The organism is Pseudoalteromonas sp. MMG013 (assembly GCF_018100885.1).
Classification (GTDB): Bacteria; Pseudomonadota; Gammaproteobacteria; order Enterobacterales; family Alteromonadaceae; genus Pseudoalteromonas; species Pseudoalteromonas aurantia.
Window position 1 is genome coordinate 322,793 of record NZ_JAGJEE010000004.1, and the last position, 17,448, is coordinate 340,240.

Here is a 17,448-nt window from a genome sequence, read left to right on the forward strand (position 1 = left end):
GTAATCCTCTTTTGATATTAACCCCGCTGTCGCATAACACCTTCTTGCATCGTAGAAGCAATCAGCTCTCCATTGCGGTTAAAAAACTGGCCTCTAACTAAACCTCGGCCGTTGCTGGCACTTGGGCTGTCCACACTATATAAAATCCAGTCATCTAACCTAAATGGTCGATGGAACCACATCGCATGATCAACTGTAGCAACCTGCATACTCGGGTGCATAAATGATAACCCATGAGGCTGAAGTGCCGTTGGTAAAAATTCAAAATCAGACGCGTATGCTAAAAGGTAATTGTGGATCCGCCTATCATCTGGCATAGGTCCATTGGCTTTAAACCATACATGACGCTCTGGGGTTGTTTTTTGTGGCTTAAAAGGGTTTTGAAAATCTACGGGCCTCATTTCTAGAGGCATTTCGCGAGTAAATTTATGTCTTAACGGCTCCGGTATCAAATGCGCATTTTCTTGATAAAACTCTAATGACGATTTTAATGTTTCAGGTGCTGGCACCTTTGGCATATTACTTTGATGAGAAAGCCCAGGTTCATCCCCCTGAAATGAGGCTGTCATATAAAATATCGGTTTACCATATTGAATCGCACTTACACGACGAGTACTAAAGCTTTTACCATCCCGAATAGTCTCAACGTCATAGACAATAGGTTTCGCTGGGTCTCCAGGTCGCAAAAAATAAGAATGCAGTGAGTTTACATATCGCGCTTCCGGCAAGGTATATTTTGCCGCTGACAAAGCCTGTCCCATAACTTGCCCACCAAAAACTTGTGGAAAGCCTAAATCTTGACTTTGACCTCGATAAATACCCAATTCAATTTCTTCTAATTTTAGTAATGACAATAAATTATCAAGTATCTGACTCATGGTACGTGCCCGCTTAGTTATCGTGATCTAATAATACTATAAATAACAACGATACCTACCCTAATTACTTATCAAAGCGCATTTAACGAACACCATATTGATTAATGATTGCATGACGACACATTTATCTACGACAATAAGGCTTCACACACGAAAGAGATCCTCGCCATGGCATATTGGTTATTTAAAACTGAACCGGAGACATTCTCCATCGATGACTTAAAAAGTGCATCACAACAACGTACATTTTGGGAGGGCATCAGAAATTATCAAGCGCGCAATTTTTTACGAGATAGAGTGCAAATCGGAGATCAAGTGTTCATTTATCACTCTAGCTGTAAAATACCTGCCATTGTGGGCATAGCCGTCGTCGTCAAAGCTGCGGAAGCCGACCCGCATCAATTCGATATGCATAGCGATTATTACGATGCGAAAGCCACCCACGAAGCGCCTCGGTGGGTAGGCGTAACCATTCAATATCAGCAACACTTAACCCCCATTACATTGGCCGAAATAAAAGCCAACAACGCCATTACTGAACTCGCGCTCAAAAAGGCTAATCGACTTTCAATCATGCCCGTCACTGACAGTGAGTGGCAATTATTAATAGCGTTGCGCTAGATTCCGGTACGTGTTGTGTTGCGTTCCGCTCTCGCCCCCAAATTGGGTGCAATCGAAAAATACAGTAATAAGACCAGCCAAGAAAAAAGCAATGAACCGATGAACCTACCACTTTCTTCATACTTTAGAGTTCGCTGACGGGCTACTATCAAACCGAACGGTACTAGACAATCAAATATTTCCTACTCGTCACTGTCATATGTCATTCCACTGTACCTCACTCACAAGTACTCTACTGGGGGCTATATAATGCAAAATATCACCCGCATTAATCCTATATTCCAATGGTGGATTTAAATCCAAATTTTGCCCGTTTCGGTCATGTGCTACGCCTAATAAAATTGCATTGTGATGTGTCTTAAAATAGGGAAATAGTGCGCCAAATTGATAGCTATTAACATCTTCTGGTAACTGTAAGCTAAATTGTGTATCACCGTGTAGACTCGAAAGCAGCTCTTCTTGAACACGACTAGAGCCGGGGTCCTGCATGGCACGCACTAATATTTCAGCCGATTTAGCCGACGAACACTCCACGTTCTGACAGTGAGAACGTAATAAAGCAACTTTACTTTCATCCTGAAAATGCGCGCTAATATGAGCTTCAGGTTTGATGATAGGGCTTAATTTCAAAGAGGTAGTGAACGTCTGGTCATCATCTTGTCCATCTATAATCACTTTATCTGCATCTCTGATAGCAATTCTGGCCAACTGCTCATTCTCTGTGAAACTAGTCAAACGCGCAAAATTAACTTCTGGATAGCCCAATAAAGGATGCTCTATATTATCAGTAACAGCCAAAACGATACGCCGCTTATCTCGTTTTGTATCTGCAAGAATATAGTCAATGATTTTCTTTGTTCTGACTGGGTGCCAACCAAATATAATAATGTGATTGCGCAAATGGTAGTAATCTTTATCGCCTGTCATTGCTCGTTTTATCCAAAATGTTGCCATTTGCCCTGCTTTTCCAAGCAGAACACCAAATAAACCTAAACCAAACGGAATTTGCACCAACGCCACAACCCAACGGCCAAAATCAGTTGTGGCACTAAAATCGCCATATCCAACGGTTGAGGTTGTTACAATATAATAATAAAAAAATACATTTGCTGGCAGTAATGTGTGCTCATTTGCAAACAGTAACAACCCCCATACTAACCCCATATGCAGCGCGGTAATTAAACACAATAACCGCCAACTAGCTCGGTCAACATGAGCGCGTAATAATACTACTAAGCGTTTAAAAATAATCATAATTAGGCGTGTCGTGAAAATATATATCTACCCTACTTTATTTCAAGTTTCTTGAAAACCTTACCATGACTATACACAATAAAATAACAATAAATTCAGCTTTGGAAACTTACAGACAAACTCGTAATTTGCAATAACTTGGGTATACTAAAATATGAAATAACACGAGATAATAGGTTGAAGAATGGCTGGTGTATTGGCTTCAGTGGATCAAAGAACACAATTAGTTGGCGAAAACCGGCTTGAGCTGTTGTTATTCCACTTACACAGTCGACATTTGTTTGCACTGAATGTATTTAAGGTGAAAGAGGTCGTAAAATTACCACACCTCAACATTATTCCCAATGCGCACCCTAAAGTATGTGGAGTGACAACAATACGTGGCGAATCAATCCCCGTCATAGATTTACGCTTAGCGATTTGCATGCCTGAGTGTGAACGAGGCGCAGACTGTAATCTTGTTATCACCGAATATAACCGCTCTATACAAGCGTTTTTAGTTGGTAAAGTAGATCAAATCGTTAATACAACATGGTCTGATATTATGCCAACCCCCAGTTCTGTAGGTAAAAACCATTATTTAACCGCTTTAACAAAAGTAGTCCGAGAAGATGTCGAGCATATTGTAGAAATCATTGACGTTGAAAAAGTATTGGCCGAAATCATAGAATACGACATTGGCATTTCCGATAATGTGTTAGATCAGACGATTATTGAAGATTTTAAAGGCCGTAAAATACTTCATGCTGACGACTCCCCTACAGCCCGTAGGCAAGTCGCAGACACGCTTGCCCAACTTGGCATCGAAATCATCCCTGCGACTGACGGTCAACAAGCACTTGACTTATTGACGAAATGGGCCGATGACGGTGTTAATGTAAATGAAGAGCTCCTCGCGGTGATCACTGATGCTGAAATGCCTGTTATGGATGGGTATAGATTAACGTACGAGATTCGGAATGACCCACGCCTCAAAGATCTGTACGTAGTGCTTAACACATCTCTTAGCGGCAGCTTTAATCAAGCTATGGTTGAAAAAGTAGGGTGTAATGCTTTTCTTTCAAAATTCCAGCCTGACTTACTTGTACAAGAAGTACAAAATCGCTTAAAAGCGATTCTGCCCACCAAGTAACTGGCTACTTATACAGTGTTTATGCTTTTATTTTCTTTTGAATTTCAAATTGTTAAATATTAAGACGTAAGGAACATCACCACAAAACTGGGAAAGCGAAGTACACAAAGGTATACTTTGCCTTCATTTTCTATAACAGGCGTGATGATGGACGTTTCTGAATTAATCGATGGTTTAAACGATAAACAGCGAGAAGCTGTTGCCGCACCACTACAGAATATGCTGGTGTTGGCGGGTGCGGGGTCTGGTAAGACCCGAGTACTAGTACATCGTATCGCTTGGTTAATGCAAGTCGAACATGCATCACCCTACAGTATATTTGCCGTAACATTTACTAATAAAGCGGCCAAAGAAATGCGCTCCCGTGTAGAGGAAACTATCAAGTCTTCTGTTGGCGGGATGTGGATTGGAACCTTTCACGGATTATCACACCGCATCTTACGAGCGCATTACCGTGATGCTAATTTGCCCGAAGCATTCCAAATACTAGACACCGATGATCAAGTTCGTATGATCCGTCGACTGCTCAAAGCAATGAATATAGACGAAAAAAAGTGGCCTGCAAAGCAAATCGCATGGTATATCAGTGCTCGTAAAGATGAGGGTACTCGACCTAAAGATATTCAGGCTTACGATATCAATGAGCAGCTTTTACTTAAAGTATATACTGCGTATCAAGAAGCATGTGATCGTGCTGGCTTAGTCGATTTTGCCGAAATTCTATTACGATGTTTTGAATTGCTACAACAGCATCCCACCCTCTTACGCCACTATCAGCAACGTTTTCGCTATATGCTAGTTGACGAATTCCAAGATACCAATAGCATTCAGTACCAATGGCTTAAGTTACTTGCTGGGACTGAAAACACGATGATGATAGTGGGAGATGACGATCAAAGTATTTATGGCTGGCGAGGGGCTAAGATTGAGAATATCACCCGCTTTGTGGGTGACTTTAATGCCGAAACCATTCGCCTAGAGCAGAACTATCGCTCAACGGCCACTATTTTAAAAGCATCTAATGCACTTATTGAGAATAACGCTGAACGTATGGGTAAAAGTTTATGGACTGAGGGCTCAGAAGGTGAGCCTATTTCTGTCTATGCCGCTTTTAATGAGCTCGATGAATCTCGCTTTGTCGCAAGCAAAATCCGCAGCTGGCTAAATGCAGGTAACAAACTCGATCACAGCGCCATTTTATATCGAAATAATGCCCAATCACGGGTACTTGAAGAAGCATTATTACAAGAAGGGTTAAAATACCGAATTTATGGTGGCATGCGCTTTTTCGAACGACAAGAAATTAAAGATGCTCTTGCATATTTACGCTTGATCAGCAATCGACAGGATGATGCCGCATTTGAGCGGGTTATTAATACCCCAGCGCGAGGCATTGGCGATAAAACACTCAGTCACATCCGCGATTGTGCTCGAAATGAGTCAATGCCTTTATGGTACGCGGCGAAAGCAATCATAGAAGAAAAGCACCTTTCTGGTAGAGCAGCAACAGCAATTAGTCGCTTTGTAGAAGTGGTTGAGAAGTTGGACGATAATATTACTGAATTAGAGTTGGCTGAGCAGGCACAATTAACTATTGAACAATCAGGTTTACTGGCGATGTATCAAGCTGAAAAAGGCGAGAAAGGTCGGGCTCGTGTTGAAAACTTGGAAGAATTAATCAGTGCATGTGGTCAATATGATTTACCTATCGATGAAGACTTTAGTTCACCTTTGCAAGGCTTCTTAGCTTATACATCACTAGAGTCAGGAGAAGGACAAGCTGATGAACATGAAGATGCAGTGCAAATGATGACATTACACTCAGCCAAAGGTTTAGAATTCCCTCTGGTTTTTATGGTTGGGGTAGAAGAAGGCATGTTCCCGTCCCAACAAAGTCATGAAGAATCAGGCAGATTAGAGGAAGAACGTCGGCTTTGTTATGTTGGTATGACACGGGCAATGGAGAAACTATACATTAGTCACGCTGAAAGCCGTAGATTGTATGGACAGGAAAAGCATCATAGTCCGTCTCGTTTTTTACGTGAATTACCCGATGATTGTGTCGAAGAAATTCGTATAAAAACTCAAGTTTCGCGTCCTGCGGCGAGTGGTCGCTTTAGCCCGTCAGTAACACATGCCGTTTTTGAAGACAGTGGTTATACGCTAGGTCAACGTGTTTTACACGCCAAGTTTGGTGCTGGAACAGTATTAAATTACGAAGGAAGTGGCGCTCAATCACGCATTCAGGTCAATTTTGATGATGTGGGCAGCAAATGGTTAGTGACGGCTTATGCACGTCTTCAAGCCATGTGATATAACCCCACTACTTACTCAACTGGCGTATAATAAGCATCGCCAGTTGTTACTGTTATGTGGGGATCACAATTGGGCCGTTGCCCAATACCAAGCCATGTTCACGCATTTTGCTGGTAGCCAATTATTGCTTTCTAAGCACTCGGATTTACACTCAGCACGCTGGCCTGAGCATTTACACGAAATCTTAGGTCAAGAGTTTACAGTTGCCCTATATGATGGATATGCTGGCATCATTCCAAACAAATTAGCTGCTGTCAGTGGTACAGTTAAAGCTGGTGGAGTATTGGTATTACTTCTACCTGAATTAACGCAGCTCAATGCGTGGTCTGATCCAGCACAAAAAACATGGTCATCGTACGGTACTGACACAAGTAACAGTCTATTTTTACAGCGTTGGCAACAACTCATCCCCGCACTACCCATTAGCGTATTATCACAAACCAATGGCGCAACCTTAAACATACCAGCAGCGCAAGCTCCTTCTGCACAAAATACATTACAACAAAGTCAGGTAGTGTCTGCTCTGCATCAACACTTACAACAAAAAAATACAACGCCTTATTTGATCAGTGCTGACAGAGGACGAGGGAAGTCTTCTGCATTGGGCTTATTGGTCGCCAACATGCCAGAACATCAGTTTGTCATTTGTGCTGTGCAATATCGTGCGGTAAAAAGCTGCTTTAAACATTTAGCCATTGCGCAGAAGATCGAATACTTTGGTCATGAAAAACAACTTGCAAACTTGCATTATATGCCGCCAGATCAACTGCTCCAAAACATGCCTTTACATGACACCATCATACTAATTGATGAAGCTGCTACCTTACCTGTCCCTACTTTAATGAAGATAGAGCAACAGGCTGAAAGCTGTATTTTCGCAAGCACCTTAGCTGGCTATGAAGGCAATGGAAGGGGCTATACCCTCAAATTTGCACAATACCTTGCTAGTAAGCTCCCAAAATACCAACAACTTTCACTCACACAACCCATTCGTTACAACTCAGGTGACCCTTTAGAACACTCAATTAATCGATTACTTGCTTTAGATAGTCAATATATAGAACCCCCGCACTTTTTTCACAACGCACTGCAGTTTATTGAATTAAGCCCCCATCAGCTCAGTCATAATGAGCAATTATTAGCACAGACTTTCGCCCTTTTAGTCATCGCACATTATCAAACCAGTGTAAACGACTTTAGACAGTTGCTAGATAGCCCTAGCCAACGTCTGTTTGCTATTGCACATGAAGAACACATTGTTGGTGTATGCTTAGTTAATTTAGAAGGTGGTCTAGATGATACGATTCAACAGCAAATCAGCAGTGGTCACCGCCGCCCACAAGGGCATTTATTGGCTCAACAGCTATTTCACGTGCAGGGGCAGACACCTTTTTTAAGCGCTAAATGTGCTCGGATCGTACGTATCGCTATTGCCCCTCATTTACAGAATAAAAAATTAGGGAGTCAGCTTTTACAGTTTGTCGAACAAACTCTCGAACATACAGTTGATTACTTTGGTAGCAGTTTTGGTTGTGATCAACCTTTGTTAAGGTTTTGGCAAAATAGGGGCTATACACTCGTCAAGCTAGGCTATAAAAAAGATAAAGCCAGTGGTCTGTATTCTGCGATGGTCATTAAGAGCCAAACACAGTTACGCCATGAACAAATTCAATTACAGGCCCACTTTCAGAATATGCTGTCTTACCAGCTTATGAATCACTACTGTGAGTTACCCTCACCGTTAGTGCTCAGTATAATTACACAATGGCCAAACAAACCCCTACCAACTGAACTTAAAGCGCAATTACATTTTATAGCGAATAAGAATTCAAACCTCGAACAATATACTGCCCTTATTTGGCAAGTGATCATATTACGCCCCTCTCTACTATCAGACATACCGCGCATTTCCCAACAGTTAGCGATTAGTCTATTATTACAAAATAATACTAAGGAATGGGTTCAGCATACTCTATCGCTGCGCTCAAAAAAGCAATTTAATATTGCATTGCAAGCTTTGGTGAAAGAACTTTATGCACGGATCTCTGTTAAAAATTAGTGTAATAATACTCTGCTACTTGTTATTACAGCCTCATGGTTTTGCAGCCCCGCCTAAAGATATAAAATTAGGCATGTCTACGGCACTCAGCGGTCCAGCTCAAGCTATTGGTAGTCAGCTCAAGGTAGGCGCAAATATTTATTTTGAACAGCTAAATAAAAACGGGGGGATCAATGGTGCCAAAGTCGACTTACTTGTATTAGATGATGGCTATGAGCCCAGTCGCACTGTTAATAATACTCGCTATTTTATATATGAGAAAAAGGTTGATGCTTTGTTCAGCTTCATGGGCACACCGACGATTTCAGCGATCCGTCCACTACTAGAGCACAGCAAAATTTCTCTATTGATGCCTTTCTCTGGCGCTGACTTTTTACGCAACAACCGTACGCTCAAAATATTCAACTTACGACCTAGCTATTTTGATGAAGCCGAAGAGCAAATAAACTACTTAGTGAATGAAAGAAAGCACAAAAATATTGCTTTGTTTATTCAAGCTGATGAATTTGGTATTACGTTAGAGAAAAGCCTCACAAAAGTACTCGCAGATAAAGGCTTAACCCCTTCCGTGATCACTCGCTTTCGCCGTAACTCTAGTAATGTAGATAAAGCACTCAGTAAAATTAAAGCATCTAGAGCAACCGCAGTAGCGCTGATAGGAACGTACAAGCCATTGGCAAAATTTATAAATAGGGCACAATTACGCGGTGTTAAAGCAGATTACACCAGTGTGTCGTTTGCTTCTAGTAAAGAGCTACTTAGCAGAATAAAGTCATCTCAACTGCTTATGATCACTGAAGTTGTGCCCAACCCATATAATTGTTCAGCACGACTATGTAACACATTCCGTACCCATGCAGCAGCATACCCTAACGCTAAGATTGATCATGTGCTTTTTGAAGGCTATTTAAATGCACTATTATTTAGTAAAGCTGCAACGCAATGCCCTCTTACGTTTAGCGACCAGTGCATATTAGATAAGCTCTCCTTAATGCTTGAACATGATGCTGATTTACAAGAACTATTTAACGTAACATCTGCTGAAAAGAAATTACCGGTTTTCCGCTCATATTCATCATAATGTTCTATTCTTAGAACATAATTATAATTTTTTAGAGGCGAACATGGATTTAATAAACTTTCGAGTTGGACAAAAAACCATATCTCTTAAAATATTGGATATTTTGCTCACAGAACGTTATGAAGGGAACCTAACCTCTTTACCGAATGGAAACCCTAGCTTTTTAGGGGTAAAAGATTACATGGGGACTCCCACTCCTATTTTTGACTTAGGCCTGATCCTTAATAATCAGTCTTCACAAGATATTAATCGTGCACTAATTGATTTACTTATACAGTATGAACAAGAACATAAATCTTGGTTTCAAGCACTTGAACACAGTATTATTAATGGGACAGCTTTTGAAGGCGCACGCGATGCCAAACACAGTGAGTTTGGTAAATGGTTTTATCACTTCCAAACAGATAACGATGATCTAAAAGCTATCTTATCGCGTTTTGAACAGCCTCATTCACAACTATACTCACTTCCAGAGCAACTATTTTCGCTAGTAAATAACAGCCAACAAGAAGAAGCAAAACGACTACTATCCAAGGAAAAGTCAACAACTTACACGAAGCTTATACGCTTATTCGAGTCGGCCAGAGAACAAATAACCCTAGATCATAAGCCGATCATTGTGTTTACCACCGAAGATGGGCAGAAACCTCACATAGGTCTATTAGTCGACCAAGTAGAGGATAATATTCATTGCAATGAAAATGAAATTAAATCATTGAGTGAACTAACGAATATTGGTTTTGAAATTGATGCACAGACGAAAAAAATGATGCGGGGACTGATTAAACGAGGAGAAACACACAGTGTTGTCATTGACCCGAGTGCAATATTCAGACCTGAACACCTCAAAGATTATGAACCCGAAGAAACGGAGACATATGGGCTATTCTAACCCATATAACCCTAGCTACTGAATATCACCAACTACCAGGCAAATGTAAATATTATTTATTAGAAAATAATATGCTACAAAAATGCCGCTCATAAGAGCGGCATTTTTTAAATCTCTATTCGATATTAGTCTTTAAGTTGACGACCAGCACGCTTACGCTCACTTTCAGTCAATAACTTTTTACGAATACGGATATTTTCAGGTGTAACTTCTACCAGCTCATCATCATCGATAAACTCAAGTGCCTGCTCAAGAGACATTCTGATAGGTGGTACAAGTGTTTGTGCTTCATCAGTACCTGATGCACGAACGTTCGTTAACTGCTTACCTTTAAGCGCGTTAACTGTCAGGTCGTTATCACGGCTATGAATACCGATAACCATACCTTCGTAGACTTCTACACCGTGCCCAATAAACAACTTACCACGTTCTTGAAGGTTGAATAATGCGTTAGTTAGCGCTTTACCTGTTGCATTCGCAATTAATACACCATTCTTACGCTTACCAATAGTACCGCCTTTGTATGGGCCATAGTGGTCAAACGTGTGGTACATTAAGCCTGAACCTGATGTCAGCGTCATAAAGTCAGTTTGGAAACCGATTAAACCACGTGAAGGCATCATGAAATCCATACGCACACGACCTTTACCATCTGGAGCCATATCCGTCATTTCTGCTTTACGAAGACCAAGTTGTTCCATAATTGAACCTTGGTGCTCATCTTGAACATCAATTGTTACTGTTTCAAACGGTTCTTCTAACTGACCATCAACTTCACGAAGAATTACTTCTGGACGAGAAACAGCTAGCTCATAACCTTCACGACGCATGTTTTCAATCAAGATACCTAGGTGTAATTCACCACGACCAGACACGCGGAAGCTATCAGGGTTTTCAGTCTCTTCAACACGTAGTGCTACGTTGTGAACTAATTCATTTTCAAGACGCTCAAGGATATTACGTGAAGTAACAAACTTACCTTCTTGTCCTGCAAACGGCGAAGTGTTTACAGAGAACGTCATTGTTACTGTCGGCTCATCAACTGATAACGGAGTCAATGCTTCTACTGCATTTACGTCACAGATAGTGTCTGAAATTTTCAGTTCACCAAGACCTGTGATTGCAATGATGTCGCCGGCTTGTGCTTCAGCAGCTTCGTGGCGGTCAAGACCTAAGTAACTCATTACTTGGCCAACTTTACCATTACGCGTTGCACCATCAGCACCCACAATTGTAACCTGCTGGTTAGGCTTAACAGAACCACGTTTAATACGACCTACACCGATAACACCAATATATGAGTTGTAATCTAGCTGAGAGATCTGCATTTGAAAATCACCTTCTGGATCAGCGTCTGGTGCTTCAACTTGCTCTACAATCGCTTCAAACATTGGTTGCATGTTATCTGATTCATTATCAAGATCTAATGTCGCCCAACCATTGATTGCTGATGCATAAATAACTTGGAAATCTAGCTGCTCGTCCGTTGCACCAAGGTTGTCGAATAAATCAAAGACCTGATCCATAACCCAGTCAGGGCGTGCACCTGGCTTATCAATCTTGTTAATTACCACGATTGGCTTAAGACCTAATGCGAATGCTTTTTGTGTTACAAAACGCGTTTGCGGCATTGGACCTTCTTGCGCATCTACTAATAGAAGAACTGAATCAACCATTGAAAGTACACGTTCTACTTCACCACCAAAATCGGCGTGTCCTGGAGTATCTACGATGTTGATGTGGTAATCATTCCACTCAATCGCAGTATTTTTTGCAAGGATGGTGATACCGCGCTCTTTTTCGATATCATTTGAATCCATTACACGCTCTTCGTTGCCGCCGCGTGTTTCTAGTGTGCCTGATTGCTCTAGCAACTTATCAACTAGGGTTGTTTTACCGTGGTCAACGTGTGCGATAATCGCAATATTTCTTAACTTTTCGATGCTCATATAATTACTCAGAGAAAGTTGAATCTCAGTGATCCTAGTCGATCTACGCGATTTCACTAAATGTTGGCGCGCCAGAGATGTCCCAATATAGGATTTAAACGGCGCACATTATCCCTTATTACGGCGATGGATGAAAGTTTATCCAACATAAATTTTATGACTTTATCAAGTCATTGTATTTTTTAGAGGGTTTTCAGGGCTATAAATTGCACTACTAATAAATAATACTAAGCTTATTTTACTACGCACCATACTAGCGCGTTACATGCTGGCACGCACCATTACGAAACAACACCGCACCAAAATGGTGCAAAAATACATAAAGCCTAATTTAAATTTAATTTATATTAAGATAAATCAATACTTTAAACATTTGGCATGAAATACGCTTAAGGTAAGACAAGTCGCATCAATATAATGCTACACAAAATAATAACCCATCGAGTCGGAGGACACATGTCACAATCGGTTTTAGATTTTATTAAAGAAAATGACGTTAAGTTTGTAGATTTACGTTTTACAGATACCAAAGGTAAAGAGCAACACGTTTCAATTCCTCATCACCAAGCCGATGAAGACTTCTTCGAAGATGGCAAAATGTTTGATGGCTCGTCTATAGCTGGCTGGAAAGGCATTAACGAATCTGACATGGTTTTAATGCCTGACGCAGCTTCTGTTAAACTTGACCCATTTGCTGAAGAAACAACGATGATTGTTCGTTGTGATGTTGTTGAGCCAGCAACATTACAAGGATACGAACGTGATCCTCGCTCTGTTGCAAAACGAGCAGAAGAATATATGCGCTCAACCGGCATTGCAGATACGGTTTTATTTGGGCCTGAGCCTGAGTTCTTTGTTTTTGACGATGTTAAGTATAAAACTGATATGTCTGGCTCAATGTACAAGATTGATTCTAAACAAGCAGCTTGGAACTCAGATAAAGCATATGAAGATGGTAATACTGGTCACCGCCCAGGCGTTAAAGGGGGTTACTTCCCTGTTGCCCCAGTTGATGATTTCCAAGATTGGCGTAGTGCGACATGTTTGGTACTGGAAGAAATGGGTCAAGTAGTAGAAGCCCACCACCATGAAGTAGCTACCGCTGGTCAAAATGAAATTGCGACGCGCTTTAATACCATGGTTTTAAAGGCTGATGAGATTCAAGAAATGAAGTATGTTATTCATAACATGGCTCATTTATATGGTAAAACAGCAACATTCATGCCTAAGCCTGTTGTTGGTGATAATGGTTCAGGCATGCACTGTCACCAATCACTTGCTAAAGACGGCAAAAACTTATTTGCTGGTGATAAATATGGCGGTTTATCTGAAGATGCTCTTTATTACATTGGCGGCATCATCAAGCATGCTAAAGCAATTAATGCATTTGCCAATGCGTCAACTAACTCATACAAACGTTTAGTACCTGGGTTTGAAGCACCGGTCATGCTTGCATATTCAGCACGTAACCGTTCAGCTTCGATTCGTATTCCAGTTGTTCCTTCAGAGCGCGCTCGACGCATAGAAGTTCGTTTCCCAGACCCAACAGCTAACCCATATCTTGCATTCTCAGCAATGCTTATGGCTGGCCTTGACGGGATTAAAAATAAAATCCACCCTGGCGATGCGATGGATAAAGATCTATACGACCTACCAGCTGAGGAAGCTGCTGAAATTCCAACCGTGGCAGCCTCATTTGATGAAGCGTTAGCGTGTCTTGATGCTGATCGTGAATTTTTAGTACAAGGTGGTGTATTCACCCATGACTTAATTGATGCTTATATTGCACTTAAGTCACAGGAAGTGGAAAAACTGAACATGACAACTCACCCTGTTGAGTTTGAAATGTACTACAGCGTGTAATTACGTATTCAGATCATATGTGTTCTCAAGCCCGCAAAGCGGGCTTTTTTATGGTAAAGTAATTCACAACAGTCTAGAGTATTAGAGTATATTTTTGATATCAGGCAAGATCTAAATGCGGCTTTTATTTTTAGGGTGTTTTGTATTGTTTAGTTCATCAGTTTTAGCGGACTCAAAGGTGTACCGTTGGAAAGATGAGCAGGGTAATTGGGTCTTTTCTGATGTACCACGACAAGGCGCAAAAGAAATACAGTTAAATAAATCAATGACAATGCCCGCTGTTGATACAAGTATACTCAATACGCAAGCAAGTCAAAAAGCGATTGAATATACAGCAAGTATTACCTCACCAAACCACGAGCAAACACTCAGAGAAAATACTGGCACCATCTATGTTACAGGGCAAATTCAGCCTAGCTTCTCCAATGGTTTTAAAGTGCAATTAACGTTAGATGGAAAAGCAACAGGACCTATGCAAACAAGCACAACATTTGTCTTACATAACGTACCTCGAGGGGAGCACTCTCTACTGTTAAAGCTCTACAATGAACAGGGAAAAGCACTCGCGCAAAGTGATCCAACCACGTTTTATCTGCACAGAAAAAGTATAAAATAATTAAAGTGTTACCTATTTAAGCGCCTTGAGTATTGCCTAGAAATAAAATCACTAATAATGCTATGCTACTACCGCACTACATTGGTGCAATATCTAATTAAGGTGAACCAATATGGAACAACTCCATGAGCAACTGCTCCCTGACTTGTGGCATAATTTAGCAACGTCCGTTATTTTACTCGATAAGAACTTTATAGTTCACTATGCCAATACAAGCAGTAGTGAACTATTCGGATTAGGTATTAAAAGGCTAATAGGTCAATCACTCCACGCGACCTTCAGCCATCACCACATAGATATAACAAGAATCAATCAATATGTACTAAAAGACGGTGTCGATTGCCAGCAGCATAGAGTTGACGTGGTGTTTATCGACAATAGAGCCGCGACTTTAAATCTTCATGCTCGCCGAGTACACCTATTAAATACTACTTATATTTTAATGGAATTTCGACGTATTGATGATGAAGTGCGATTTGATCAAGCATCAAACCAAATGCATCAATACCACGCTGCGCGCACATTAATAAGAGGATTAGCACATGAAATTAAAAACCCGCTCGGTGGAATTCGTGGAGCGGCGCAATTATTGCAGTATGAAGGTTGTCAGAGTGAGCGGGACCAATGTGCCGAATTAATTATCGAGCAAACAGACCGTTTAACCGATTTAGTCGACCGTTTACTCGGACCTAATCAATTACTGCATAAAGCACCGTGTAATATTCACCAAACTTTAGAATCAGTGATTAAACTCAGCACATTAGATAACGAGCATAATATAAAGTTAATTAAAGATTATGATCCAAGTATTCCTGACATAAACATCGATCAAGCAAAAATTCAGCAGGTTGTGCTGAATATTGTACGTAACGCATTACAAGCACTAACTCAAGGTGGAAACATAACGCTAACGACACGGATTAAGCATCGATTACGACGTGGCGAAAAGCTAATTAAAAAAGCTCTTTTGATTAAAATCATGGATAACGGCCCTGGCATTGCGCCTGAACTAAAAGATACATTATTTTTCCCCATGACCACAAATAAAGATGGAGGTTCTGGACTGGGATTATCCATCGCGCAAACTTTGATAGAGCAGCACAATGGCATGATTGATTATGACAGCTGGACTGGACACACAGAATTTAATATTTATCTACCGTTCTGACGCCAACGGTATACGGAGCAAGAAATGAAAACAGTATGGTTAGTTGATGATGATGCATCCATTCGATTTGTACTCGATAAAGCATTATCACGAGCAGGGTTTACGACTGAATGCTTTTCCAATGGCCAAGATGTTCTAACCGCTTTATCATATAGCCAACCTGCTGTTTTAATCTCAGATGTTCGTATGCCCGGTCTCGATGGTATGGCTTTGCTAGAAGAGATAAGCTTAAGTCATCCTAATTTACCTGTCATCATTATGACAGCCCACTCCGACTTAGACTCAGCTGTCAATGCATTTCAAAAAGGGGCTTTTGAATATTTAGCCAAACCTTTTGATTTAAATGAAGCCGCAGATCTTGTTGAACGGGCTTATCAAGCGAATTCACAAGCAAAAAAAACCAAACGTACGCCAACTGAGAAAGATAGCCCCGATATTATTGGTGAAGCCCCCGCCATGCAAGAAGTCTTCAGAGCCATTGGTAAGCTTTCTATGTCAAGTATGAGTGTATTAATAAATGGTGAATCTGGTACAGGGAAAGAGCTTGTCGCAGGCGCGTTACATAACCATAGCCCGCGCAAAGATAATACCTTCATAGCTCTGAATATGGCAGCTATCCCAAAAGATCTTGTTGAGTCCGAGCTATTCGGGCATGAAAAGGGAGCATTCACAGGTGCTGACAGCATGCGTCGAGGCCGATTTGAACAAGCTAACAAAGGAACTCTTTTTTTAGATGAAATTGGTGATATGCCATTAGATGTGCAAACTCGGTTACTGCGAGTATTGGCCGATGGGGAGTTTTATCGGGTTGGCGGACACCAAAGTGTCAGTGTAGATGTTCGAATTATTGCCGCAACTCACCAAAACTTAGAAGAATTAGTAAAACAAGGTCAGTTTCGTGAAGATTTATTCCATCGCCTTAATGTAGTTCGACTGCGACTACCTGCACTCAAAGAAAGGCCTGAAGATATTGAAGCCCTAGCACATCACTTTTTATCTGCCAGCGCTGAAGAGTTACAAGTTGAAACAAAGACACTAACAGCAGACTCAATAAAAGCTATGCAACTTTACCATTGGCCAGGAAACGTTCGTCAATTACAAAATACTTGCCGTTGGCTAACCGTTATGGCACCCAGTCAAACGGTTAATCCTCAAGAATTGCCCGACGAACTATCCCACACTTCAGCACATAGTGAATCAGATGGAGACTGGCTAGATGCGTTTCAAAGCTGGTTAAATCAGGAGCTTACCCAAGGAAAAGAAAATATCTGGCCAAATGTGCAAGCACAACTAGAAACCCGTTTGATCAAAACAGCCTTAGCTGTGTGTAACGGGCACAAGCAAGATGCAGCTTTAAAAATTGGCTGGGGTCGGAATACTCTCACTAGAAAGTTGAAAGAACGTAATATTCAGGACTGATGTCACAGTCATAAAAACTTGCTGACTTCTGCTGTAATTATAAAGCCGTTATACCTTTAATGGATCCTGACCTACGTCAGGAAGACAACGAGGTGAGCGTAATAAAAACTCCACCTCTAAATAGATAGAAACCTCCGTCTCCCTGAACTGGTTTCAGGGTCCATAGGGTGTTTATTCTAGGCTTTCTCTAAAGCTCTTCT

At 41.0% G+C, this 17,448-nt stretch carries 13 protein-coding genes; 10 read left to right on the forward strand and 3 right to left on the reverse strand.

Annotated elements, in window-relative coordinates:
* Positions 1–17 precede the first annotated feature (17 nt).
* Positions 18–878, reverse strand: coding sequence for an acyl-CoA thioesterase II (gene tesB / locus J8L98_RS06615; protein WP_192508950.1), 861 nt, complete (start codon positions 876–878; stop codon positions 18–20).
* 168 nt (positions 879–1,046) lie between these two features.
* Between tesB and J8L98_RS06620 the strand changes: the two genes are divergently transcribed.
* Positions 1,047–1,499, forward strand: coding sequence for an EVE domain-containing protein (locus tag J8L98_RS06620; protein WP_210995790.1), 453 nt, complete (start codon positions 1,047–1,049; stop codon positions 1,497–1,499).
* A 195-nt stretch (positions 1,500–1,694) separates the two neighbouring features.
* On the opposite strand, the gene J8L98_RS06625 is transcribed toward J8L98_RS06620, so the two are convergent.
* Positions 1,695–2,756 (reverse strand): potassium channel family protein, encoded by a 1,062-nt coding sequence (locus J8L98_RS06625; RefSeq protein WP_210995807.1) that lies wholly within the window; start codon positions 2,754–2,756, stop codon positions 1,695–1,697.
* Between the two features lie 181 nt (positions 2,757–2,937).
* Here J8L98_RS06625 and J8L98_RS06630 point away from each other — a divergent pair, with 181 nt between their 5' ends.
* The 5 genes from J8L98_RS06630 (at position 2,938) to J8L98_RS06650 (ending at position 10,233) form a co-directional block, all read left to right on the forward strand.
* Positions 2,938–3,885, forward strand: a complete 948-nt coding sequence (locus J8L98_RS06630) for a chemotaxis protein CheV (RefSeq protein WP_210995791.1) — start codon at positions 2,938–2,940, stop codon at positions 3,883–3,885.
* Positions 3,886–4,032: 147 nt separating this feature from the next.
* A complete protein-coding gene (uvrD, locus tag J8L98_RS06635) occupies positions 4,033–6,198 on the forward strand; it encodes a DNA helicase II (protein WP_210995808.1) in 2,166 nt (721 codons plus the stop codon).
* Entirely contained in the window at positions 6,176–8,260 is a 2,085-nt protein-coding gene (locus J8L98_RS06640; RefSeq protein ID WP_210995792.1) for a GNAT family N-acetyltransferase, read from the forward strand. The genes uvrD and J8L98_RS06640 overlap by 23 nt, the downstream gene beginning before the upstream one ends.
* Positions 8,235–9,341, forward strand: coding sequence for an ABC transporter substrate-binding protein (locus J8L98_RS06645; RefSeq protein WP_210995793.1), 1,107 nt, complete (start codon positions 8,235–8,237; stop codon positions 9,339–9,341). Before J8L98_RS06640 ends, J8L98_RS06645 begins: the two co-directional genes overlap by 26 nt.
* A 43-nt stretch (positions 9,342–9,384) precedes the next feature.
* A complete protein-coding gene (locus tag J8L98_RS06650) occupies positions 9,385–10,233 on the forward strand; it encodes a CZB domain-containing protein (protein WP_210995794.1) in 849 nt (282 codons plus the stop codon).
* A gap of 125 nt (positions 10,234–10,358) precedes the next feature.
* Here the strand turns inward: J8L98_RS06650 and typA are convergent, their stop codons facing one another.
* Positions 10,359–12,182 carry a translational GTPase TypA gene (typA, locus tag J8L98_RS06655; RefSeq protein WP_210995795.1) on the reverse strand — a complete coding sequence of 608 codons (1,824 nt, stop codon included), beginning with the start codon at positions 12,180–12,182 and terminating at the stop codon, positions 10,359–10,361.
* A 456-nt stretch (positions 12,183–12,638) separates the two neighbouring features.
* Between typA and glnA the strand changes: the two genes are divergently transcribed.
* The 4 genes from glnA (at position 12,639) to glnG (ending at position 17,248) form a co-directional block, all read left to right on the forward strand.
* Positions 12,639–14,045 (forward strand): glutamate--ammonia ligase, encoded by a 1,407-nt coding sequence (gene glnA, locus J8L98_RS06660; protein ID WP_192508956.1) that lies wholly within the window; start codon positions 12,639–12,641, stop codon positions 14,043–14,045.
* Positions 14,046–14,160: 115 nt separating this feature from the next.
* Positions 14,161–14,661, forward strand: a complete 501-nt coding sequence (locus J8L98_RS06665) for a DUF4124 domain-containing protein (protein ID WP_210995796.1) — start codon at positions 14,161–14,163, stop codon at positions 14,659–14,661.
* 112 nt (positions 14,662–14,773) lie between these two features.
* Positions 14,774–15,829: a nitrogen regulation protein NR(II) gene (gene glnL, locus J8L98_RS06670; RefSeq protein WP_192508958.1), complete on the forward strand. Its 1,056-nt coding sequence runs from the start codon at positions 14,774–14,776 to the stop codon at positions 15,827–15,829.
* A 24-nt stretch (positions 15,830–15,853) separates the two neighbouring features.
* Entirely contained in the window at positions 15,854–17,248 is a 1,395-nt protein-coding gene (gene glnG / locus J8L98_RS06675; protein ID WP_210995797.1) for a nitrogen regulation protein NR(I), read from the forward strand.
* Positions 17,249–17,448: the final 200 nt, after the last annotated feature.